This window comes from Spirosoma montaniterrae, from assembly GCF_001988955.1.
Classification (GTDB): domain Bacteria; phylum Bacteroidota; class Bacteroidia; order Cytophagales; family Spirosomataceae; genus Spirosoma; species Spirosoma montaniterrae.
The window spans coordinates 365,331-384,421 of sequence record NZ_CP014263.1 but is presented as its reverse complement, the minus strand read 5'-3'; the positions used below and the strand labels follow the sequence as shown (position 1 = coordinate 384,421).

Below are 19,091 nucleotides of genomic sequence, written 5' to 3'. Positions count from 1 at the left end.
TATCTTATCATTCAACAAAATGTTTTCCCTTTCTTATGCACATTTCCCGAAGCAATAATCATTTCGGGAAACCATTCACTAAATGGTTTACACAAGATTAACATCCAACTATATACTTAGTTTAGACAAAGCGTTACCTTTACCCTACTAAATACGTCTTTTAACAAATCAACTTCCTAAATCATGAAAACGTTACGAGTGTGGTTATTGCTTTGCCTGACTGTTAGTGCGGTTCGGGCCGAGGAGCCTGCGGGTATCCGTTTCTTTAACGGCTCGTGGAAAGATGTATTAGCCGAAGCTAAGAAACAGAAAAAACCCGTTTTTGTCGACATTTACACGACGTGGTGCGGTCCCTGCAAGCAAATGGCGAAACAGGCATTTCCCGACACCAAAGTGGGCGAAAAATTCAACGCCAATTTCGTAAACTACCAGATTGACGCAGAGAAAGGTGAGGGCATTGAAGTGGCCAAGAAGTATGCGGTCACGGCTTACCCAACGTCGCTCTACGTTTCGGCAGATGGCGACCTCATTCACCGGGTTATTGGGTACAACGGCATTCCCGGTATGCTGACCGAGGCCGATAAAGCCATTACTGCCGCCAAAGACCCTAACCCGCTGTCGGCAATGGAAAAACAGTATGAAGCCGGTACACGCGACATAAACTTTATGCGGGCCTACCTGACCAAACGGGCCACGGTAGGGATGCCCAATGGTGATGCGCTCGACATGTACATGCAAAGCATTCCTGAAGCTGACTGGGCAACCGACGAAAACCTGAAGTTGCTTGCTGGTAATATCACCTCGGCCCGCTCGAAAGCCTTCGACGTTTTGCTTCAGCAACAGCCTCGCCTGATGATGAACATTGATTTACGAGAATTATCACGCAAAACGTCTTTCGCGCTTAGCTCGGCCATCCAGAATGATTTTCGACGCGCCGTAGACATGAAAGACGAGAACCAACTCGATGCTATGCTGATCAGTAACACGCAATTTCAGTCGCTGTTTCGGAAGCCGACCAAGGAAATGCTCGATGCAACGGCCAATCAGTACCGTATGCGTTTTTACCAGCAAACCAAAAACACGGACAAATATCGGATGCTGGCTGAAGCCGAAGCGAATAGGCTGATGACCACCCCAATCGATACAATAAAAGCAAAAGATGAAGCGGCTTACAAACGTTTTCAACAACAGACCGCCATGTTGCCCGATTCAGTAAAAAAGTCCGAAAACTTCCAAAAATCGGCTCAGATGATGGAGCGTATGGAGTCAAATCAAGTAGCTGGCAAACTAAATTCTATTGCCTGGACCTACTTTGAAAACATGGTCGATAAAAACGACTTGATGCAGGCAGTCAAGTGGTCGGAGCGGTCGCTTGAATTAAGTCGTAGTGCAGCTCACTTAGACACTTACGCCAATCTGCTACACAAAACAGGTCGCAGAGCCGAAGCGGTGAAATACCAAACGGAAGCCATTGCGCTATTAAAGGCAAAGGGTGAAGATACGGCGAAGTATGAGGAAACGCTGGCTAAAATGAAGAAGTGAAATCGGGTTAAAAGCTGCCGGACAATAAACGTCTGGCAGCTTTCAAGAACTATCTGAAAACACATTGCTGTTTCAAAACCCAACTTTGCGAGTATCCTGCCGTTCGCCCGAAACGGTTTGCTCGTCGAGGTTGAAAATGTCGGCCAGTGTCATAGGCACGTCGGTGCGGTAGTCTGTGTTGAGATGTGTCAGCAGATCGTTGGCTTTGGCCGGTGCCAGTTTGCCAAACGCATAATCGACCATCAGACGCCCTTTCCGCAGTAATGCCTTGTCTAACAGATGCTTACTGGCATTGAAAGTAGCAATAACCTGAATATGCATACAGTCGGCTAAGAGGCCGTCGGTCAGGTTCAGGATATTCGAGACGCTGTTGGTATCGCCCCCGGCCTCGCGTGATTGCAGAATGCGCTCGGCATCTTCGATAATCAGCACCGAATCTTTATTGTCGAGCAGAAATGGGATGATTTCGGGCGATGTCAGGTAATTGGTCATGTAAGGAGGCAGAATGAGCATGTCCTTTTTGACCAGCGAACTGAGGTATTTGATGTAGGTAGTTTTGCCCGTACCCGGCTCACCGTGAAGCAGAATCAGTCCCTTACTTTTAGGTTGCGCCAGCAGGTTCACCAACCGTTCGTGCACGGGCGGAAAATCGTCGTTATAATGCAGTTCGAGGTTAATATCGGGAGGAGATATTTCGACACGCTCCGTATGCAGCCCACCTAAACCACTTTGAATCAGATAAATATGCGTCTGATTTTCTTCATGTACATACTTATGTTCCTGAACACCATCGAGCAGTGTTTTCACCGACGACTCATCGCGGTAATAGCCGTATAACCGGAAAAACCGTTCGCCTACAAACTCAGCCTTCAGCAGTATGCCATCGTCGTGCTGGTATACGCGTTCAATCATGTGCCAGCCTTCGTCATTGACCCGGCTGGTGTGGTTAATCAGCGTAAAGCCACGACTATCGAGCAGGTCCCGCGCCGACATCTTAAAATCGTCGTTGAAGTGCAGGTAGTTGGGGTAGCTGCCAAATGCCTGAACAAAGTGCGGGGCCAATGGAAATTCCCGGTCCAAATCGCTGGGAATGTACAGATTCTGAATGGTTTGTAAATTGGGCATACGACTGTCGGCAGTCAGATAGCGAAACACGTCGGCCCTGGAAATCTCATCGTGGGGTTTCAAACGGGCGTTGGATTACATTCTAACGACTAAGTTACCACAAAATTAAACATTTGTGTGGCAGCATAAAATTTCTGTGTAGCACAGTTTTATTCTGTAAACGTAAGCGTGTTGGGGGAGAATCGTAGCATCACCTCATGCACGCTGGGCTGGAAGTATAACGTAGCATTCGGATTTTCGGGTGTTTGTGAGTTAAAAATATATCCCAACCGAATGGACTTACTCACCTGAACTTCAGCCAGTGCCTGTAAATAATTGGTTTGCACTAAGCCGGGGCTATTTTGCCGGTATGATATACCCAGACCGATTTGTTGGTTGAACCACGCCCGCAGATTCAGGTCGAAACCTACTGGCCGGTCTTTAATTTTCGAGACCATCACCGACGGAATCAGCCGCGTATTTTCGCCTACGTTGATCGGTGCACCCACCTGCATCATAACGGGCCGTACATTGAATGACTGCACACCCAACCCAATTTGCTGACCTGCCAGTTCGGGAGCCGATATGCCCGCAAACAGCCGATCTGACCGGTAATATAACCCTACGCCAAAGCTGCTTACGGTTTGGTTGAGTGGCGACGACGAGTTGATATTCAGGAACGGCAGCACGCTAACGCCCGCCTGAATGCCGACAGATAGCTTCGCCAGCGCGGGTAAGTTGAACCGGTAAGCCGCACTGCCATAGAAGCCCGTAGCCTGGTAAAACCCCATCCGGTCGTTTAATGCCTGAAAACCAAGCCCTATCTGCCCCTTGGCAACAGTTCCGTCGATAGAAACCGTCTGCGTGATGGGTGCACCCCGAACGCCAAACCACTTGCGCCGGAGCAGGGCCGTCAGATGAAAGGTTTCGCGGCTACCGGCATAGGCCGGGTTGATACCCAGCGGATTGACTAAGTACTGCGAATACAGCACCTCCCGCTGCGCTATGGCACACTGGCTGATGAAGAGAAGAATAAAAACGAGTTTGCCTTTCATAACGGAAATATATGTGTTTAAACGCAGAGGACGCAGCGAGTCGCGCAGAGAACACCGAGTAAAACTCTGCGAACTCTGCGCAATACTCTACGCCCTCTGCGTTTAAACTTTACCCCAACTTCAGAATCTTGATCTCCGTCCGGCGATTTTGCTGATAGTCTTCTTCGCTGCACTTCACGCCATCCTTGCATTTGTTCAGCGGCAACGATTCGCCGTAGCCTTTTGCCACCATCCGTTTTGGTGAGATGCCCTTTGATTTCAGATAAGCCACTGCTGATTTGGCCCGATTGCCCGACAGCGTTCTGTTGTACTGCGCCGTGGCCCGGCTATCGGTATGCGACCGCATTTCGATAGTCATATTCGGGTATTTATTCATCAAATCGACTAACTTATCTAACTCAGTCGCGGCATCGGGGCGAATATCCGCCTTGTTCAGGTCGTAGAAAATATTGTCGATTTTCACCACATCGCCCTTTTTGAACATCGTCAGTTCGGTTGAGCCGGTGCCATCGGCAAGCACCCTTGACCCCGTGGTTCCCATATTATCTTTCATAGCTTCAAGCAGGTAGTTACAGCCAGGTTTGGTGGCAAATTCGTAGCTACCATCTGCCCCGGTGGTGGTTTCCTGCGACGTACCATCACACTCATTAATCAGCACTACCTTCACGCCTGCAATGGGTTTCTTATCTTTTTGTGTGGTTACGCGACCCCGCAATACGGTCGCGTTTGGAGCGGTCACGGTTGGTTTAGCCAGTGGAATGTCTAAACGCGTAGGCTGATCGTCGGAGAGGTTACGAGTTGAGAAGCCAACTTTATTGTCCAGGTAGCCTTCCTGAGTCACCAGAAAACTCACTTCGTTATCGGAGTCGAGGCAAATACGCACCAATCCTTCGGCATCGGTTTTAAGCTGCATCTGCTTATCGTTAGCGGGGTTATCCAATGCCACCGACGTATTCACGAGCGGTTCCTTTGATTCAGCGTCGAATACGCTTACAATCAGTTCGCGACACGGGTACATCGATCCTTCGCGGGTAAAGCGGTACAGGTCGTCGTCGGAGCCGCCGTTTTTTCGGTTGCTGCTAAAAAAGCCGGACATCCGATCACCATCCGTCACAATACCAAAATCATCTTTGGGTGAGTTGAGCGGTGCGCCCACATTTCGAACGCTGACCGCCTGTTTGCCTTCGGGGGTTAGCTGAGCGTAAAAAATGTCGAGTTCACCTAAACCGGGCAGACCGTCGGAGGCAAAGTAGAGGTTGTTTTTCTCGTCTACGAACGGAAAGAGTTCGTTTCCTTTCGAGTTGACATCTTTCCCCAGATTTACCGGCTCGCCCCATTTCCCGTTCTGCATCCGCGACACGTAAATATCGGTGCCACCGAAACCGCCCGGTCGGTCTGACGAAAAATACAGTAACTGATCGTCTTTCGAGAGAGCCGGATGACCCGATGAATACTCATCACTGTTGAAAGGCATTTCCTCAGCCTCGCTCCAGAATCCGTTGGTTTGGGTAGCCGTATAGAGTTTGAGTTTATTGATTCCGTCGGAGCTTTGGCGGTACTTGCCCTCAGTGTAATTATTGCGCGTAAAAATCACCCGCGAGCCATCTTTGGTAAACGTCGTCGGCCCTTCGTGGTACTTGGTATTCAGCGAACGGCTGAACCGGTCAGATTCACTAATAGGCTGATCTTCATAGCCCATGTTAATACTATTGCCGTAGAAGCCTACAGTGCGGGAGTCGTTGGCCGTTGGCGCACTGTAGTCGTCACGGCCCAGCGGGCGTAGCACGGGCGTGCCCGATACGCGCCGAAGCCGACGTTCAGACGCTCCAAGCGACGACGCCTTCGAGGCCCGGATCGACTTGAGTTCGGGAACGTAATAAAGGTCTAAGAAAGGCGTGTTGCTCCATTTAAAAATGCGCTTGATACCGCTGTTTTCGTTTGCCGACACAAACACAAGCCCATCTTTATACAGCATGGGGCTAAATTCCGCTTTCTTGGTGTTTATTTTCAGAAATTCGACCTTATAGCTTCCCGCATTTTTGGTTAGTACGCTCACATCGCGGTATAGCTTCGAAAACATCGGCCCGCGTTTATCAGCAGCCTGTAGCTTACTATATTTCTCGTAAGCTTCCTGCGCTTCACTGTATTTGCCATTGCTGGCAAGGGCCTGCGCGAAAAACAGGTAACACTGGTTGTATTCGGCAGATAATTCACCAGCCTTAACAAGGTCTCGGTACACCCGCTCCGCATTGGGCATATCACGCACTTGCTGATAGCTATACCCTAATTTTGCCGAAGCCGACCGGCGTTCGCTCTCCGACAATCCTTCTGGCCTGGCAAGAGCCTGTTCATAGAGTTCGGCGGCTTTCGTATAAGCCAACTGATCGAATTGCCGGTCGGCCTGCCGAAGCACCGACTGCCCCCATGCCGCCCCTACGGCACACCAGACAAATCCGAGTAGTAAAACGATGCGTGTCATACGCTGCGGGATTGAGATACACACTGAACCAAAATAAGAAAAGGTACATCCTCACCGACATGCGACAGGATATACCTTTTATTAAGCAAATACTACGCCGAAAATAGTTAAAAGTGAAAAGTGCATAGTGAAAAATGAGTAGCGTACCTACCGCTGTGTTTCATTTTTCACTATGCACTTTTCACTTTTAACTTAGAAATAGCGCGGTGTCAGGATACGGTTTTTGCCGAAGCCAAACTCATAGCGCAGCATAATCTCGTGCGAACTTGGTGCAATTGACCGGAGCTTGTTCATGGTGTGGTCGTAGGCGTAACCAAACCGAAACTGATCGGTTAGTTGCACTTCTACCATACCCACGATAGCATCGGTCGTGTAGTCGGTCCAGGTCGAGAACTGATTCCGGCGTACCGATGCACCAAGAGCGATGCGGTCGGCAAACCAGAAGTTGATGTTCCCGTCGAAGCCCATCGGGGCACCTTCAGCATATTTGAGGAGCATCGAAGGCTTCATCTTTACCACAGGACTGATTCCCACCACGAAGCCAGCCGCCAAAAACGCGTGCCGGGCCTGTACGGAGCGCAAACCGCCCACATTATACTCGCTCAGCTTGTTTTTGATCAGGCGTGGCACCGAGATACTGAAGTACGACCGGTCGTTGCTCAGGTAGATACCCGTTCCGAAGTTGGGGAGCACCTTGCTGATGTTCACGGCAAAAGCCGGATCGTTCGACGGCAACCCATCGGGTGATAGTTGCACGTTCGTCAGGTTTGCGTTGTAGCTCGATGCGCCTGCCTGCAAGCCGAGAGCCAGCGTGGTGCGCTGCCCAACTTTGATGCGGAAGGCGTAGGACGCAAACGCCCCGGCTTCCTGCATCTCGCCATAGCGATCACCGTACAGTTGAAGACCGACGCCAACCCGCTCCCGGTTCAGGGGCATGTCCATCGTGAAGGTCGCCGTTTGTGGAGCACCCGGCACGCCGGTCCACTGATTTCGGTAGAGGGCCGTCATGCTCAGCACGTCACGGCTACCGGCATAGGCCGGGTTGAGAGCCATCATGTTGAACATGTACTGCGAGAACATCTTGTCTTGCTGTGCCCGGACCTGGCTGCTGCCGATCACAAGGATCAGCAGCAGCGCGGCTGCCCAACGTTTGGTTGAAAATTGGTTTGCCATCGGTATTAGCGGTTAATCGTCATGTATCGTACAAACTCGCGTCCGTCGCTCAGTCTGATCACGTAGTAGTACGTGCCATCGGGCAGTCCGTTCGCATCGCCACCTGTCGAGATACCGGTATTTGCTTTACCGTCCCAATCATTGCGATAATCGTCATTTTTGTAAACCATGTTGCCCCAGCGGTTATACACTTCCAGACTGATGGTGGCCGAACCTGTACCACGAACGATGAACAGGTCGTTAATACCATCGCCATTGGGCGAGAAGCCTTCCGGTATGAACAGCGACGAACTCGTGGCCGGCAGGTTGAGCGGAGTGGCCTCGCGCTCGTTGTTGTCGGTTGGGTTGTTGTTGCCGTTCGGGTCTGGGTTCAAACCGTTGGTCGACACGTCGGAAACGGTTCCGGTGTTATTCCGGGCTCGTGCATACACCGTGTTCAGGAAAGTAGTCGTACTACCGTTCGTTGCCACGTTGAGCACTACCAGAATTGTATCGACCTGACTTACCGAGAGTCGGCTGGTGCTGTCGCCAATCACAAGCAGCGGCTCTGCACCACCGTCGAACTTATCGTTCAGTTTCAGCGCACTACCCGTTGAGGTCGTGTAAGGTGCTCTGACAACCTTATACGTGGCTCCCGTGCTGGCATTGAAAACTTTCGACAGCGTATCGCTCACCGACACGTGCGTCAGTATGCTCGGTCCGAAGTTCCGCACAACTACCTGATAGGTAACGTTGAACGTGCCATCGGCCTGGCGCACTGTATCGCGTACCGACATGGCTACACCAATGTGCGAGTTTGTCGCTGCATTGTTGAGCACCACGGGTGTAGGCGAGTTGTTGTTGCGCGGATCGAGGTCATTATCAGGGTCGGGGTTCGTACCCGCCGTTGACGTTGCCGATACCACTCCGCTGGTCGACGACAGGGCCGATGCAAAAGCCGTGTTGTTGAACGTCAGCGACGAAGCCGTCGTTGTCAGCCCCACGTGCACCTTGAACGTCAGGCTACTGCTGCCACCCACCGCCAGGCTGCTGGCCGAATCGACCAGCATGTTGGTGAGCAGACCTTCGCCCGTGTAATTAGGATTCGGCGTCAGGCCAGGACCAGCCGTTACCGTGATCGGATTACTTGCGTTGTTCAGGATAGCTGCCCCGGCGAAGGTTTCGCTCAGGTTGTCAACCACCTGAATCCTGTTCAGCGGCCCCGTACCCATGTTCTTCAGCAGAATGGTGTACAGCACATCGTATGTACCATCATCGCGCCGAGTCTGGGCTACGTCTTTGGCAATACCCAGCAACCCAATCGGCAGGTCAAAGCGAACCGGCGTCGAGATCGAACCAAGGGGATTCGGATTAATACCATTGTTCGAGATGTCCATCACTATCTGATTGCTGTCGAGTACTGAGCGACCTTTTGCCGTTGCGCTGGCGTAGAACGGACCGTTGTTGCCGTTCGGCTGCACATTCACCACAACGAGTACCGAGTCAACCGCCCCTGCGCTCAGCGAGCTGGCACTGGTCAGCAGGTTCGCATCGGTGTTGCCGTTGTAGGCTGTGTTGGCAACCAGCGAGCTTCCCCCGGCTACCGTTGGTCCGCTCACGATGCTGAATGAAGCCGGTGATGGGAACGTGCGGGCCAGCGTATCCGAGATACTTACGTCTGTCAGATTCACTGTACCGGCATTTTTCACTGTGGCTTTGTAGGTCACATTGTAGCTGCCATCGCCTTGTGGTTCAATTTTCACCACCGCCAGTGCCAGGCCAATGGCCGGACCTTTCGGCTGGCTACCCAGCGTGAAGCTCGTAACACCCGTGTTATTACCCGGATCATTATCGCTGTCTTCATCGGGGTCGCCACCGTTAGCCGATGCATCGCTCACCATCGTCAGGCTATTCATCGCCGTAGCTACAGCCGTGTTGCTAAACACCTTGCTGCTATCGCCCGGCACCCGCTTGATCGACACTGCCAGCGAAATCCGCTGAACAGCACCCGGCAGGATGTAGCTTGTCGAATCGAGCAGGTTCGCATTGGCACCTGCACCCGAATAGCCCGTGTTCAGTTGCAACGTACTGTTGGCGTCTGTACCCGGAGCTACCGAGATCACCTGATGGGGCGCAAAGGCCGCTGCCAGATCATCCGTCACACCTACGTTTCGGAGCGTGTCGTCGCCAAAGTTGCGGATAACGAACTGATAGTTCACGTTGACAACCGAATCTCCCTGCATTTCGGGCGTACCCAGCACTGCTTTTGCCAAACCAATCAGGCTGGCCTTCCGTGTACTGGTATCCTGTACGGCCACACTCGAGGTGTTATTCGTCAGGTTGGGGTCTTCGTTGTCGAGATACGTAATCTCAGCCTTGTTCACAATCGACTGGCCTTTCTTCAGAATGCGGGCATCGAACGTAATCGAAGCCGATGCACCTGCTTTCAGGCTGTCGATGCGCTTGTGAATCACACCGTTCGACACCGTGAATCCGCTAATCGTAGACGGAACCAGTTCCAGACCCGCTGGCAATACGTCGCGCACATCGATGTTTTTCGCTGTGTGCGTACCCTGGTTCGTTACCGAGATCGTGTACGTCACTGGCTGACCGTTGCTAACGTTACTCGTGCTGGCAAGTTTGGTAATACTCACGTCGGTGTCAAGCGTATCCGCTGCACAATCGAACGTTTTCACAACAATCTTAGCCGGTTTGCTTAAGCAACCCTGCGCCGTTTTCTCCACTACCCAGTAGGTGCCTTCACAGACCGAATCGGGGCGCATAATCACGTTCGACGTCACGCATTCGCAAATGCGATAGGTATAGGTGCTGCCAGCCGTAGTTGACGAAAGTGCCTTTGTCAGGTCAACAATCTTCGACGGGCATACATTGCGCAGGTTGCCAACGAGCGGTGGCAGAACGGGTTCAGCAACGTTTATCGTCACTTTTTCCGACTTAACCGACGTGCAGCCATTCGCATCGACTACCTGTACGCTGTAAACACCGCTGGTTTTCACGACAATCGACTTCGTTGTAGCGCGGTTGTTCCACAGATACCCGGCTCCCTCTGATGCAGTCAGCTTAACCGAGTCGCCGAAGCACAGACTGATTGACCCATTCGGGCTAATCGTCGGAACGGTTTTGCCACCGTTGATGGTCAGTTCCATCTGGTCTTTCGCTACCGGGCAGGCCGTGTTATTTGTGCTTACCGAGAGCGTCAGCGTTACTTTACCCGCCAGAATATCATTCAAACTGGCGGTGTAAATAGCGTTAAGCGCGAACGGATCGTCAAACTTACCCGTGCCACTGGTGGTCCACTGAGCCGTTTTGCCCGAACCACCCATCTTACCAGCTAACTGATACGTTTTGGCTGCGCAGATGCTGGCATCCGTACCAGCATCCGCAGTGGCCGGATTCTTCTCGTCGCAGGGCGTCTGCTCAGTACAGTTGGTAATCCGTACATGAATGACAACCGGCAGGCTGGTGCAACCATCCACCGTCTTCTCAATCACGTAGTAGGTTCCCGTGCCGACAGCCGCCGGATTCGCCACTTTCGATTCACTATTCAGCGTCTCGCTCGTGTAGAATTCGAACATGCCACCGACAGTTGATACGCGGCCCACTACTGCCGTAGTCAGGTCTACCGTATTGAACGGACAAGTGTTTGTCCTGTCTGCCACTGTCGGCTGCTGTACTTTCGGCAGCACCGTTACCGCAATGACTCTCGACGGCACACTCTTACAATTGTTCGAGGTGCAGCACTGGGCCGTATAGGTTCCGCTCTGGCTTGGCGTGATCGTGATCGACGTACCTACCTGCTGATTCGACCAGGTTACGTAGCTGCCTTGCGGACAACCTTCCGCCACCAGCGTAACTGGCGAGCCGAAGCACAGCGTGGTGCTGGCCTGCGCTGATCCGGCAATGGCAACCGTCGGAGCCTGTGGCGTACCCACCGTGATGGTGTTAGAAGCCGACCAGTCGCTTACGCACTGACCAATCATACACTTCACGCGGTATTGCGACGTCTCCTGCGGTGTCACGGTCAGTACCGAACCAGTGGTGCTGGCCGGATCAGACCAGACGTATGTACCACCGTTGCAGCCTGTTGCCGTCAGCGATACAGTTTCACCTGTGCAGATGACCGGCTTATCGACCGCAATGGTCGGAATCTCGTAGGTAGCGATTGCTACGTTGAGACCTGCCGAAGGCTGGCTGGTGCAACCGTCGATGGTACAGACTGCCGTCAGGAACAGGTTGCTGTTCACCGTGCGCACAATCGATGCACCCGTTGACTTGTCAGACCACGTTACCGTGCCACCGTCGCAGCCCGCAGCCGTGAGCGTTACGCTCGAACCGGCACAAACCGTTAGTGATGGCAGGGACGCGAGCGTTGGCGGAGCCACAATCTTCACGTTCACCTTAGCACCGGCAGCGTCGAGGTCGGCGCATACCTTGCGGTCGGCAATGAGTTTCAGCACGTCGGCACCCGTCGTCACACCTGGCACTACGCCCGACAGATCGAGGTAGTTTTTGTCGCCTGCGTTGGCATTGTACACCAGTGTATGGATGGTGTAGTTACCGGCTGTGGCAGCTACCGTAAACGATGGTGTTGCGCTCGTTTGCTGAATTACCAGCCCATCGCCTTTCGTCAGGACATACAGCACCGAGTAGCCTTCCGGTTTCACCAGACCGCCGTTTGGCGTAGCGTCAAGCGTTACTGAGGTGGCTGTTCCAGCGCATACATTCGTATTAACTGCCGTCAGCGAGCCAGCATCGGCGATGCAGTTGCCCGGATTCACTACGATGGTGATCGATGGGTCACTGAGACATGTCCGATAGCGACACTGTGCGTAGTACGTCTGCGTGCCTTCTGGCCGCACTACAATTACTTCGCCTTTATTGTTACCGTTGACATCGTTGGCGTTCCAGATAACCTCACCCACACAGCCAATAGCCGATAGCGAGATCGTTCCACCCGGCTCAACAACCGTAGCCGAAGCCACAATGGTTGGTGCCGGTACCGGCGTCACCTTGATGGTATACTCTTTCGAGGTTGCACTGCGGCAAACACCATCCTGGCAATACACCGTATAGGGCGTCGTAGCTGTTGGCGATACCACGATGGTCGTCTTGGCCGTTTCGCCTGTGCTCCAGTACGGCGTACCGGCGCAATTATTAACCGTGAGCGTTACCGACTCGCCGGGGCAAATCTCACCCGTGCTGCACGTCACCGTTGGTGTCGGAGCTGGCGTTACGTTCACCCGAATCACTTTCGAGCGCGAACTACCGCAAGCCGTACCGCTGGTTGGTGTGCAGACAGCGTAGAACTCGTTGTTCGATGCCGTTGCCGTTACCGATACCACATTGCCCATCTGGCCGTCGCTCCATTTTACATTACCGTTGCAGTTCATTGCCGACAGCGATACTACACCGCCTTCACAAACCGAGGTTGCTGAGGCCATAACGGTCGGCGCAGGACCTGGCGTGGTGTTCACCGAAATTTTGATCTTCAACGATGGATCGCTTTCACAGCTACCCATTTTGCAGACTGCATAGTATTCCGTGGCGACCGTCGCAATCTGGCTCATGCTGGCACCCGTGCCAATCATCGTATTACCAGCGTGCCAGCAGATCGTACCACCATTGCAACCTTCAGCCGTTAAGGTCAGGCTCTCACCGCTACAGAACACGGTTTTGGCCGGACGGATGGCAATGTCAGGTGCCTGTGGCGATACTACCGTAATCGGTACGGCGTTCGACGGATCGCTGATGCACGAGCGGTATTTGCACTGTGCATAGTAGCTGATGCTTTCGCGCGGATTCACCGTGATAATCGAACCAGTCATAATCTGACCATTCCGACCCGTCACGTTCCACTGAACCGTCCCGTTACACCCTGTAGCCGTGAGCGTTACTGGCTGACCGGCGCAGATCGAATCGGCACTGGCCGTAACAGTCGGCACTTTCGGTTCGGTAACTTCGATTACATATTCTTTCGATGGTTTGCTGCGGCACACGCCGTTGGTGCAGTATACCGTGTAGGTGTTGTTGCCTACCGTCGGGAATACCACGATGCTGCCCGTTGTTTGTGTGGTGCTGCTCCAGACCGGCGTACCCACACAGTTCTCAACCGTGAGCGTTACCGATTCGCCGGGGCAAACTACACTTGTGCTGCATACAATTGTCGGCGTGGGCAGGTCCGTAGCGATATCAATCGTTTTGGTTGCCGGTTTGCCGGGGCAGTTACCCACGCGGCACTGTGCGGTGTAGGTCGTTTTGGTGTATGGCTGCACAACGATGAACGAACCCGTTTGTGCCCCTTCCGACCATTCAACCGTACCCTCGCAGTAGCCTGCGGTCAGTGTTACCGACGCGCCTGGGCAAACTTTGTCTGCTGTAGCGGTAATTGTCGGAATCGTTGGCGTAATCACGCGGATCGTGATGGCGTTTGAAGCAGGGCTTACGCAGCTCCGGCCCAGTACGCAACTTGCCGTATAAGTGGTCGTTACTTTTGGGCTAACGTCAACCGATACGCCCGTCTGCCCATCTGACCAATGAACAACGCCACCTTCGCAACCACTGGCCGTCAGCTTCGTAGAGCCATCGACGCAGATGTCGGTTACGGCGCATTCAATGTGTGGAGCTTTCACGACACACTCACCCACATCGATGCGAACAGAGGACGTATCGTTTTGCGAACGTTTCGGATCATTGTTCGAGCCGCCGATAATAGCCGTATTCAGAATCGAACCCGCCGAGTTAATCGTAGCTTCTATCAACAGGCTCCGGTCCGAACCTTTCGTCAGCGTACCTATCGTCCAGACACCGGTAGCCGCGTTGTATTCGCTGGCTGGGGTTGCGCTGACAAACGAGAGGTTCGACGGCATCACGTCGCTCACTGTCACATCGGTTCCCGTTATTGGACCGTTGTTGCTGGCCGTTATCGAGTAGGTGATCTTTTGACCGAGTTTGTACGGGCCAGCCGATACTACCTTCTTCACAACTGCCAGATCAGCCAGACACGTACCTACCGTAATGGTCAGCGAACTCCGTGGGCTAATGCAGTTATCGGCACTCACGGCTTCGGCAGTGTAAACAACCTGACCCGATACGGAAGGTGTGATAACGAGCGGTGCTCCGTTATCGACCGTTCCAACTAATTTGTTGGTCTGATCGTACCAGTTGATTTTCACGCCTGGCATAACCTGATTGTTGCCATTCACTACCAGTGCAAACACTTTCGTGCTTTGCCCCTGGCAAACCAGCGAATCGGCGCAGGTCAGATTGATTGGAGCTTTCGGGCGGGCGTTGATGGTCGCAATCAGCGAACTGGTTGCTGCCTGACAAATACCACTGCCATCCGGGTCGTTGGTAGTTGCGGTCAGCAACACCGAGCCATTAGTAATATCCTGCGCCGATGGCGTGTAGGTCGTTATCGGGCTGTTCGGATTACTGAACGTACCCGTACCACTCGTTGACCATACGACGCTCGTTGCCGAACCCGTTAGTACGGCGGTGAGCGAAACCGGTTGGCCTTCGCAGACCGAAACACCCGGCCCAACGTTTACGCCCGCTACATTCTGGCAGTTGCAGTCAACAATTTCAACGGTTGTTACCGACGGATTGCTGTAGCAACGTCCCAGTTTGGCGAACAGGTAATATGTACCGGCTCCCACTGCTGTCAGGTTGGTTACCTGCGTACCCTGAGCGCGGTCGATGCTGGTGTACCATTCATAGCTGTAGATGGTCTCGCTATTGGTAATCTGAATTTTCGTCAGATCAACCGTGCGGCTTGGGCACACATTCCGAATGTTTCCAAGGCAAATCGGCGTCGGGATGGTCGTTACCATAACATGTACGGGCTTGCGGCCACTCACACAGGTTACGCCATCAATAATCGTAACGGCTTCTGCATAGAACGTATCCGACGAAGTGATCGTCACGGCAAACGGCTGACCACTGTCGAGCGTTACCAGAGCCTGACCGTCTGTTGGCGTCAGATACCAGCAGATTTTGGCACCCGGCACCGGCGACGAAGCCACGAGCGTTACGCTTTCGCCATTACAGATCGTGCTGTTACTCGAAACTGTCAGACTAAAGTCCTGCGGACAGCTAACCTTCGTACAGGATTCCGGCACACTGTAAGTCGTGTTACTGGTCACTGTCAGCCCATTTACCACCGACGCAATTACCGTGCGGCTGGCTGGCCCGTTGCTCACGCCGGTCAGCGTGAACGGAACCGACGTAGTTCCGGCGGCAATCGTCTGGCTGTACACAACCGTACCATTGTCGGTGATGACCAGCGTACCCGCCTGGGTGTTGGTCAGCGAAACAGTACCGGTTGTCGTATAATTATTTGTTGCCGTATTACATACAGGCGGTACAACCGTAACAACCAAGTCAGGGCTGATTACCGGCACCGTTACCGTAGCCGTGTTATTAGCCGGGTTGGTATCTCTTGGTTTATAGCCATCCGTATTGCTCACCGAGGTGAACGGCGTTACAACTGCCACGTTCGTTACGCTGGTAAACGGATACGGATTGCTAAGCTGAAGCGTGAGCGTTAAACTCGTGCTTGATCCGAGCGTACCCGAAGCCGTCAGTGGCCCGGCAATCACCGCACTTACCGAGTTGGCACCCGAAGCCGTAAAGCCCGTACCTTCAACGAAGGTAGTGTTCGGTGGCAGCAGATCATTGACAACAACGTTATAAACCGGATAAGCCGAGTTGTTCGTCACTGCCAACTGATATGTAATCTGATCGCCCGGCAGATACGACGAACGTTGATTCACTACCGTTTTGGCAATACCCACATCAAAGGGTGGCAGGAAGCCCGCATCCAGCGTTGGGTTGTTCTCGCCCGAGGCCAGCGTGATGCTCTGAGTCAATCCGTTGACAGCATCGCTATCGGTGGCATCATTGCCCTGATTAGCCTGCGTGGCCGTCATACCCGATGGTGTACCAAAGCCTACACTATAAGAGAAACTGTTACCCGGCGTCAGGCCCGTGAAGCTGTAGAATCCCGTAGCATCGGTCAACGTCGTGGTAGACGTTGGCTGACCGTTAACGTAGAGTGTTACTACTACACCCGGAATGCCCGGCTCTCCCGCATCCTGCTGACCATTAGCGTTCAGGTCGGCCCAAACAAAGTCGCCAAGTGAAGCAAAGTTGCCAACCGGCACCGTCGCTGTAGCTGTGTTGTTGTTTGGATTAGAATCCGTCGGGCGGAAACCGTCTACGTTCGAAGTCGAGGTAAAGGGACCCACAACAGCTACGTTCGTAACGCTGGTAGCCGAGTAGCTCTGGCTAATTTGCGCTACGTAGGTGAGCGAAACACTTGCTCCGGCATTTAATGGACCAGCAATGGTAGTCGAGGTTGAGTTCGGACCGCTGCTAACGAGACCGTTGCCACTGCTCACGAAGCTCACGCCCACTGGCATCTGATCGTTTACCTGTACGTTATATACCGGGAAAGCTGAGTTGTTGGTTACTGTCAGCTCATATGTAATCTGATCGCCCGGCAGATAGCTACCTTTACGATTCAGTACGGCTTTCGCAATACCTACATCATAAAATGGCAGGAAGCCCGCATCCAGTGTTGGATTATACTCGCTGGCTGCCAGCGTGACGCTTTGAGTGATACCATTCACCGGATCGCTGTCGGTAGCATCATTACCCTGATTAGCCAGCGTAGCCGTGAAGCCCGAAGGCGTGGTAAAACCCACCGCGTAGCTATTACTGCTGCCCGGCGTCAGACCCGTAAAGCTGTACAGACCGTTGGCATCGGTGATAGCCGTTGTGCTGGTCGCACTGCCATTCAGATAAAGCGTAACAACTACGCCCGGAATGGGCGGCTCACCCGTATCCTGCTGACCATTACCATTAATATCAGCCCAAACATAATCGCCCAAGCCCGCAAGCGGTCCTGGGATCAACTCGATATTACAGCAGTTCGATGATTCGCAACCATTTTTAAAGGTTACAAAACGATAAACGCCCGTTGCCTTAATGGTCAGCGAGTTATCCTGATTAACAACGGCGATAGATGCAGAAGTGGCCGACGCGCTGATTGGCTGATTATCGCGATACCAAACAATCTGATCATACCCTGCCGGTACAGAAACCGTGTATTCGTCACCAGCATACCACAAAATTGGTATAGCGAAGCATACCGCAGCGTAATCGTCTTCGTAAACGTTTCCAATCTCAGGAGAGTCAGCGTCGGCTTGGTCAACGGCTGTTACCTCAGCCGTGTTGAACCAGACACCCCGCGCCTTTACGGTCGCCTGAAACGTCAAGGTAGTTGATACACCCGGCGCAATCGATGGAATGTTCCAGGTGCTTGTCACCAGCGTTCCCGATGCCCCCGGCGTAAACGTACCACTCGACACCGAAGCTGAGTTCGGTACGTAGGTAGCTCCATCGGCCAATAACTGATCGGTTACAACAACATTGGTAGCTGTGGTTGACGTGGGACTGTTTTCCACAACCACCGTATACGTAATAACCTCACCAATAGTTGGATTCTGCTTACTGACACTTTTGGTCAGGCTTAAGTCGACTGTGGTTGGTGTTTGGGCCATTGCCAGCGGAGCAGCCAGCCACAGCAGCAGCAATGCGACTACAGCTCCAACACTTCGCCCACCTGGCTGCATGGCTCTGGCAATGCAGCCGACAAACGGTAACAGCAGCTCTGATAGGCTGCTCCTCACCAATGGCGGGCTGGTCTGACTGACTGGCTCACCACCCGAATCGGTATCTGCCCGATAAATGGACTCGTGAGGTGATTTGCTTAGTAAAAAATGTTCATTCATTGGATGTTGATAGAAAGAAGTAAGAATCTCCTGAAACGATTGATAATGGCTCTTGGGTGGGCCGGTATCAACAAAATCGGGTGGTTCACCTCTTGTCCGCCTACCCTCCTGCTTCGTTTGCCACTTAAAAACCGGCTCAGATGAAAATGGAGTTGAGGGTGTAGCATCCGCTAAAACAGCAGGCGTCGTAGAAAACCCGTCTTGAATCAGGTGCAGAAAATAGTGGATAAACTGCCCAACCAGCGGCACAATCGACCGATTGCGCTCACCTGTTGCGGGCTTCGAGAAAACCCCGAACCGAGCGTTCTGAGTCTCAAGATACTTTTTGCGTAGCGTAGAAAATACGTTCATCTGCAACTTGATTTGGAGCGACACACTTTTTAAAGAAATAGCCTACGCACAAAGTGCGATTATTCAGACCCTTTCGTTATGAATGAGTCACGAATAAATTTTTCAGCTTTTAGGCTATCTTCCTCTGTCAAAAATTAACTAAAACTATGCCAAATCACGAGTTCACGGGGTACACGACCGCCAAGTCGGCCTAAATGTGCATTTTTCGAATCACAAAGAGGTATTATTTGATTGAACACCTGAACGAGTTTGCCCACCAGACGTGCCTATACCTGCTTGACGACCTATGATTCACAGCGGCCTGAGGATAGCGAAAACTATGCCAACTGTAGCCGGGTACAACTGATTAAACAGAATCAACCGATTTGACGAGCATAGCAAAGCCGTCAGTCGACACACGAACTGATGGACAAAACCAGTGATAGAAGCTTGTTATGGATTAGGGGCCAAAGCCGTCGTCGGGCCTCAAGTACCTGCCTGACAACTTTGGTCATACAAATATAGACAGAGCGAATGGTAAATAGCCCTGTATTTACCATTCGGTGTTACTTAACTTATTAGCCAATAAAAAAAGCCGCATCCCTCCGATGCGGC

At 52.6% G+C, this 19,091-nt stretch carries 6 protein-coding genes; 1 reads left to right on the top strand and 5 read right to left on the bottom strand.

Annotated features, from left to right (window positions below; translation table 11 throughout):
* The first annotated feature begins 183 nt into the window (after positions 1-183).
* Complete coding sequence (locus AWR27_RS01630; RefSeq protein ID WP_077129581.1) at positions 184-1,542, top strand: thioredoxin family protein; 1,359 nt, start codon at positions 184-186, stop codon at positions 1,540-1,542.
* Positions 1,543-1,614: 72 nt separating this feature from the next.
* On the opposite strand, the gene AWR27_RS01625 is transcribed toward AWR27_RS01630, so the two are convergent.
* From AWR27_RS01625 to AWR27_RS01605, 5 genes are all read right to left on the bottom strand, one after another.
* The gene (locus tag AWR27_RS01625) at positions 1,615-2,730 is read right to left on the bottom strand and encodes an AAA family ATPase (RefSeq protein ID WP_077129580.1); all 1,116 of its coding nucleotides are present in this window, start codon (positions 2,728-2,730) and stop codon (positions 1,615-1,617) included.
* Positions 2,731-2,816: 86 nt separating this feature from the next.
* Positions 2,817-3,701: a PorP/SprF family type IX secretion system membrane protein gene (locus AWR27_RS01620; protein ID WP_083732721.1), complete on the bottom strand. Its 885-nt coding sequence runs from the start codon at positions 3,699-3,701 to the stop codon at positions 2,817-2,819.
* A 109-nt stretch (positions 3,702-3,810) separates the two neighbouring features.
* Positions 3,811-6,180, bottom strand: coding sequence for a carboxypeptidase regulatory-like domain-containing protein (locus tag AWR27_RS01615; protein ID WP_077129578.1), 2,370 nt, complete (start codon positions 6,178-6,180; stop codon positions 3,811-3,813).
* Between the two features lie 192 nt (positions 6,181-6,372).
* Positions 6,373-7,353 (bottom strand): PorP/SprF family type IX secretion system membrane protein, encoded by a 981-nt coding sequence (locus tag AWR27_RS01610; RefSeq protein ID WP_077129577.1) that lies wholly within the window; start codon positions 7,351-7,353, stop codon positions 6,373-6,375.
* Between the two features lie 5 nt (positions 7,354-7,358).
* A complete protein-coding gene (locus tag AWR27_RS01605; RefSeq protein WP_232325943.1) occupies positions 7,359-18,497 on the bottom strand; it encodes an SdrD B-like domain-containing protein in 11,139 nt (3,712 codons plus the stop codon).
* Between the last annotated feature and the right edge of the window lie 594 nt (positions 18,498-19,091).

What these genes read in the sequence shown, in the direction of transcription:
- AWR27_RS01620 (WP_083732721.1), bottom strand. Translation starts at nt 3,701, where the DNA reads ATGAAAGGCAAACTCGTTTTTATTCTTCTCTTCATCAGCCAGTGTGCC.
- AWR27_RS01630 (WP_077129581.1), top strand. Translation starts at nt 184, where the DNA reads ATGAAAACGTTACGAGTGTGGTTATTGCTTTGCCTGACTGTTAGTGCG.
- AWR27_RS01605 (WP_232325943.1), bottom strand. Translation starts at nt 18,497, where the DNA reads ATGAACGTATTTTCTACGCTACGCAAAAAGTATCTTGAGACTCAGAAC.
- AWR27_RS01615 (WP_077129578.1), bottom strand. Translation starts at nt 6,180, where the DNA reads ATGACACGCATCGTTTTACTACTCGGATTTGTCTGGTGTGCCGTAGGG.
- AWR27_RS01610 (WP_077129577.1), bottom strand. Translation starts at nt 7,353, where the DNA reads ATGGCAAACCAATTTTCAACCAAACGTTGGGCAGCCGCGCTGCTGCTG.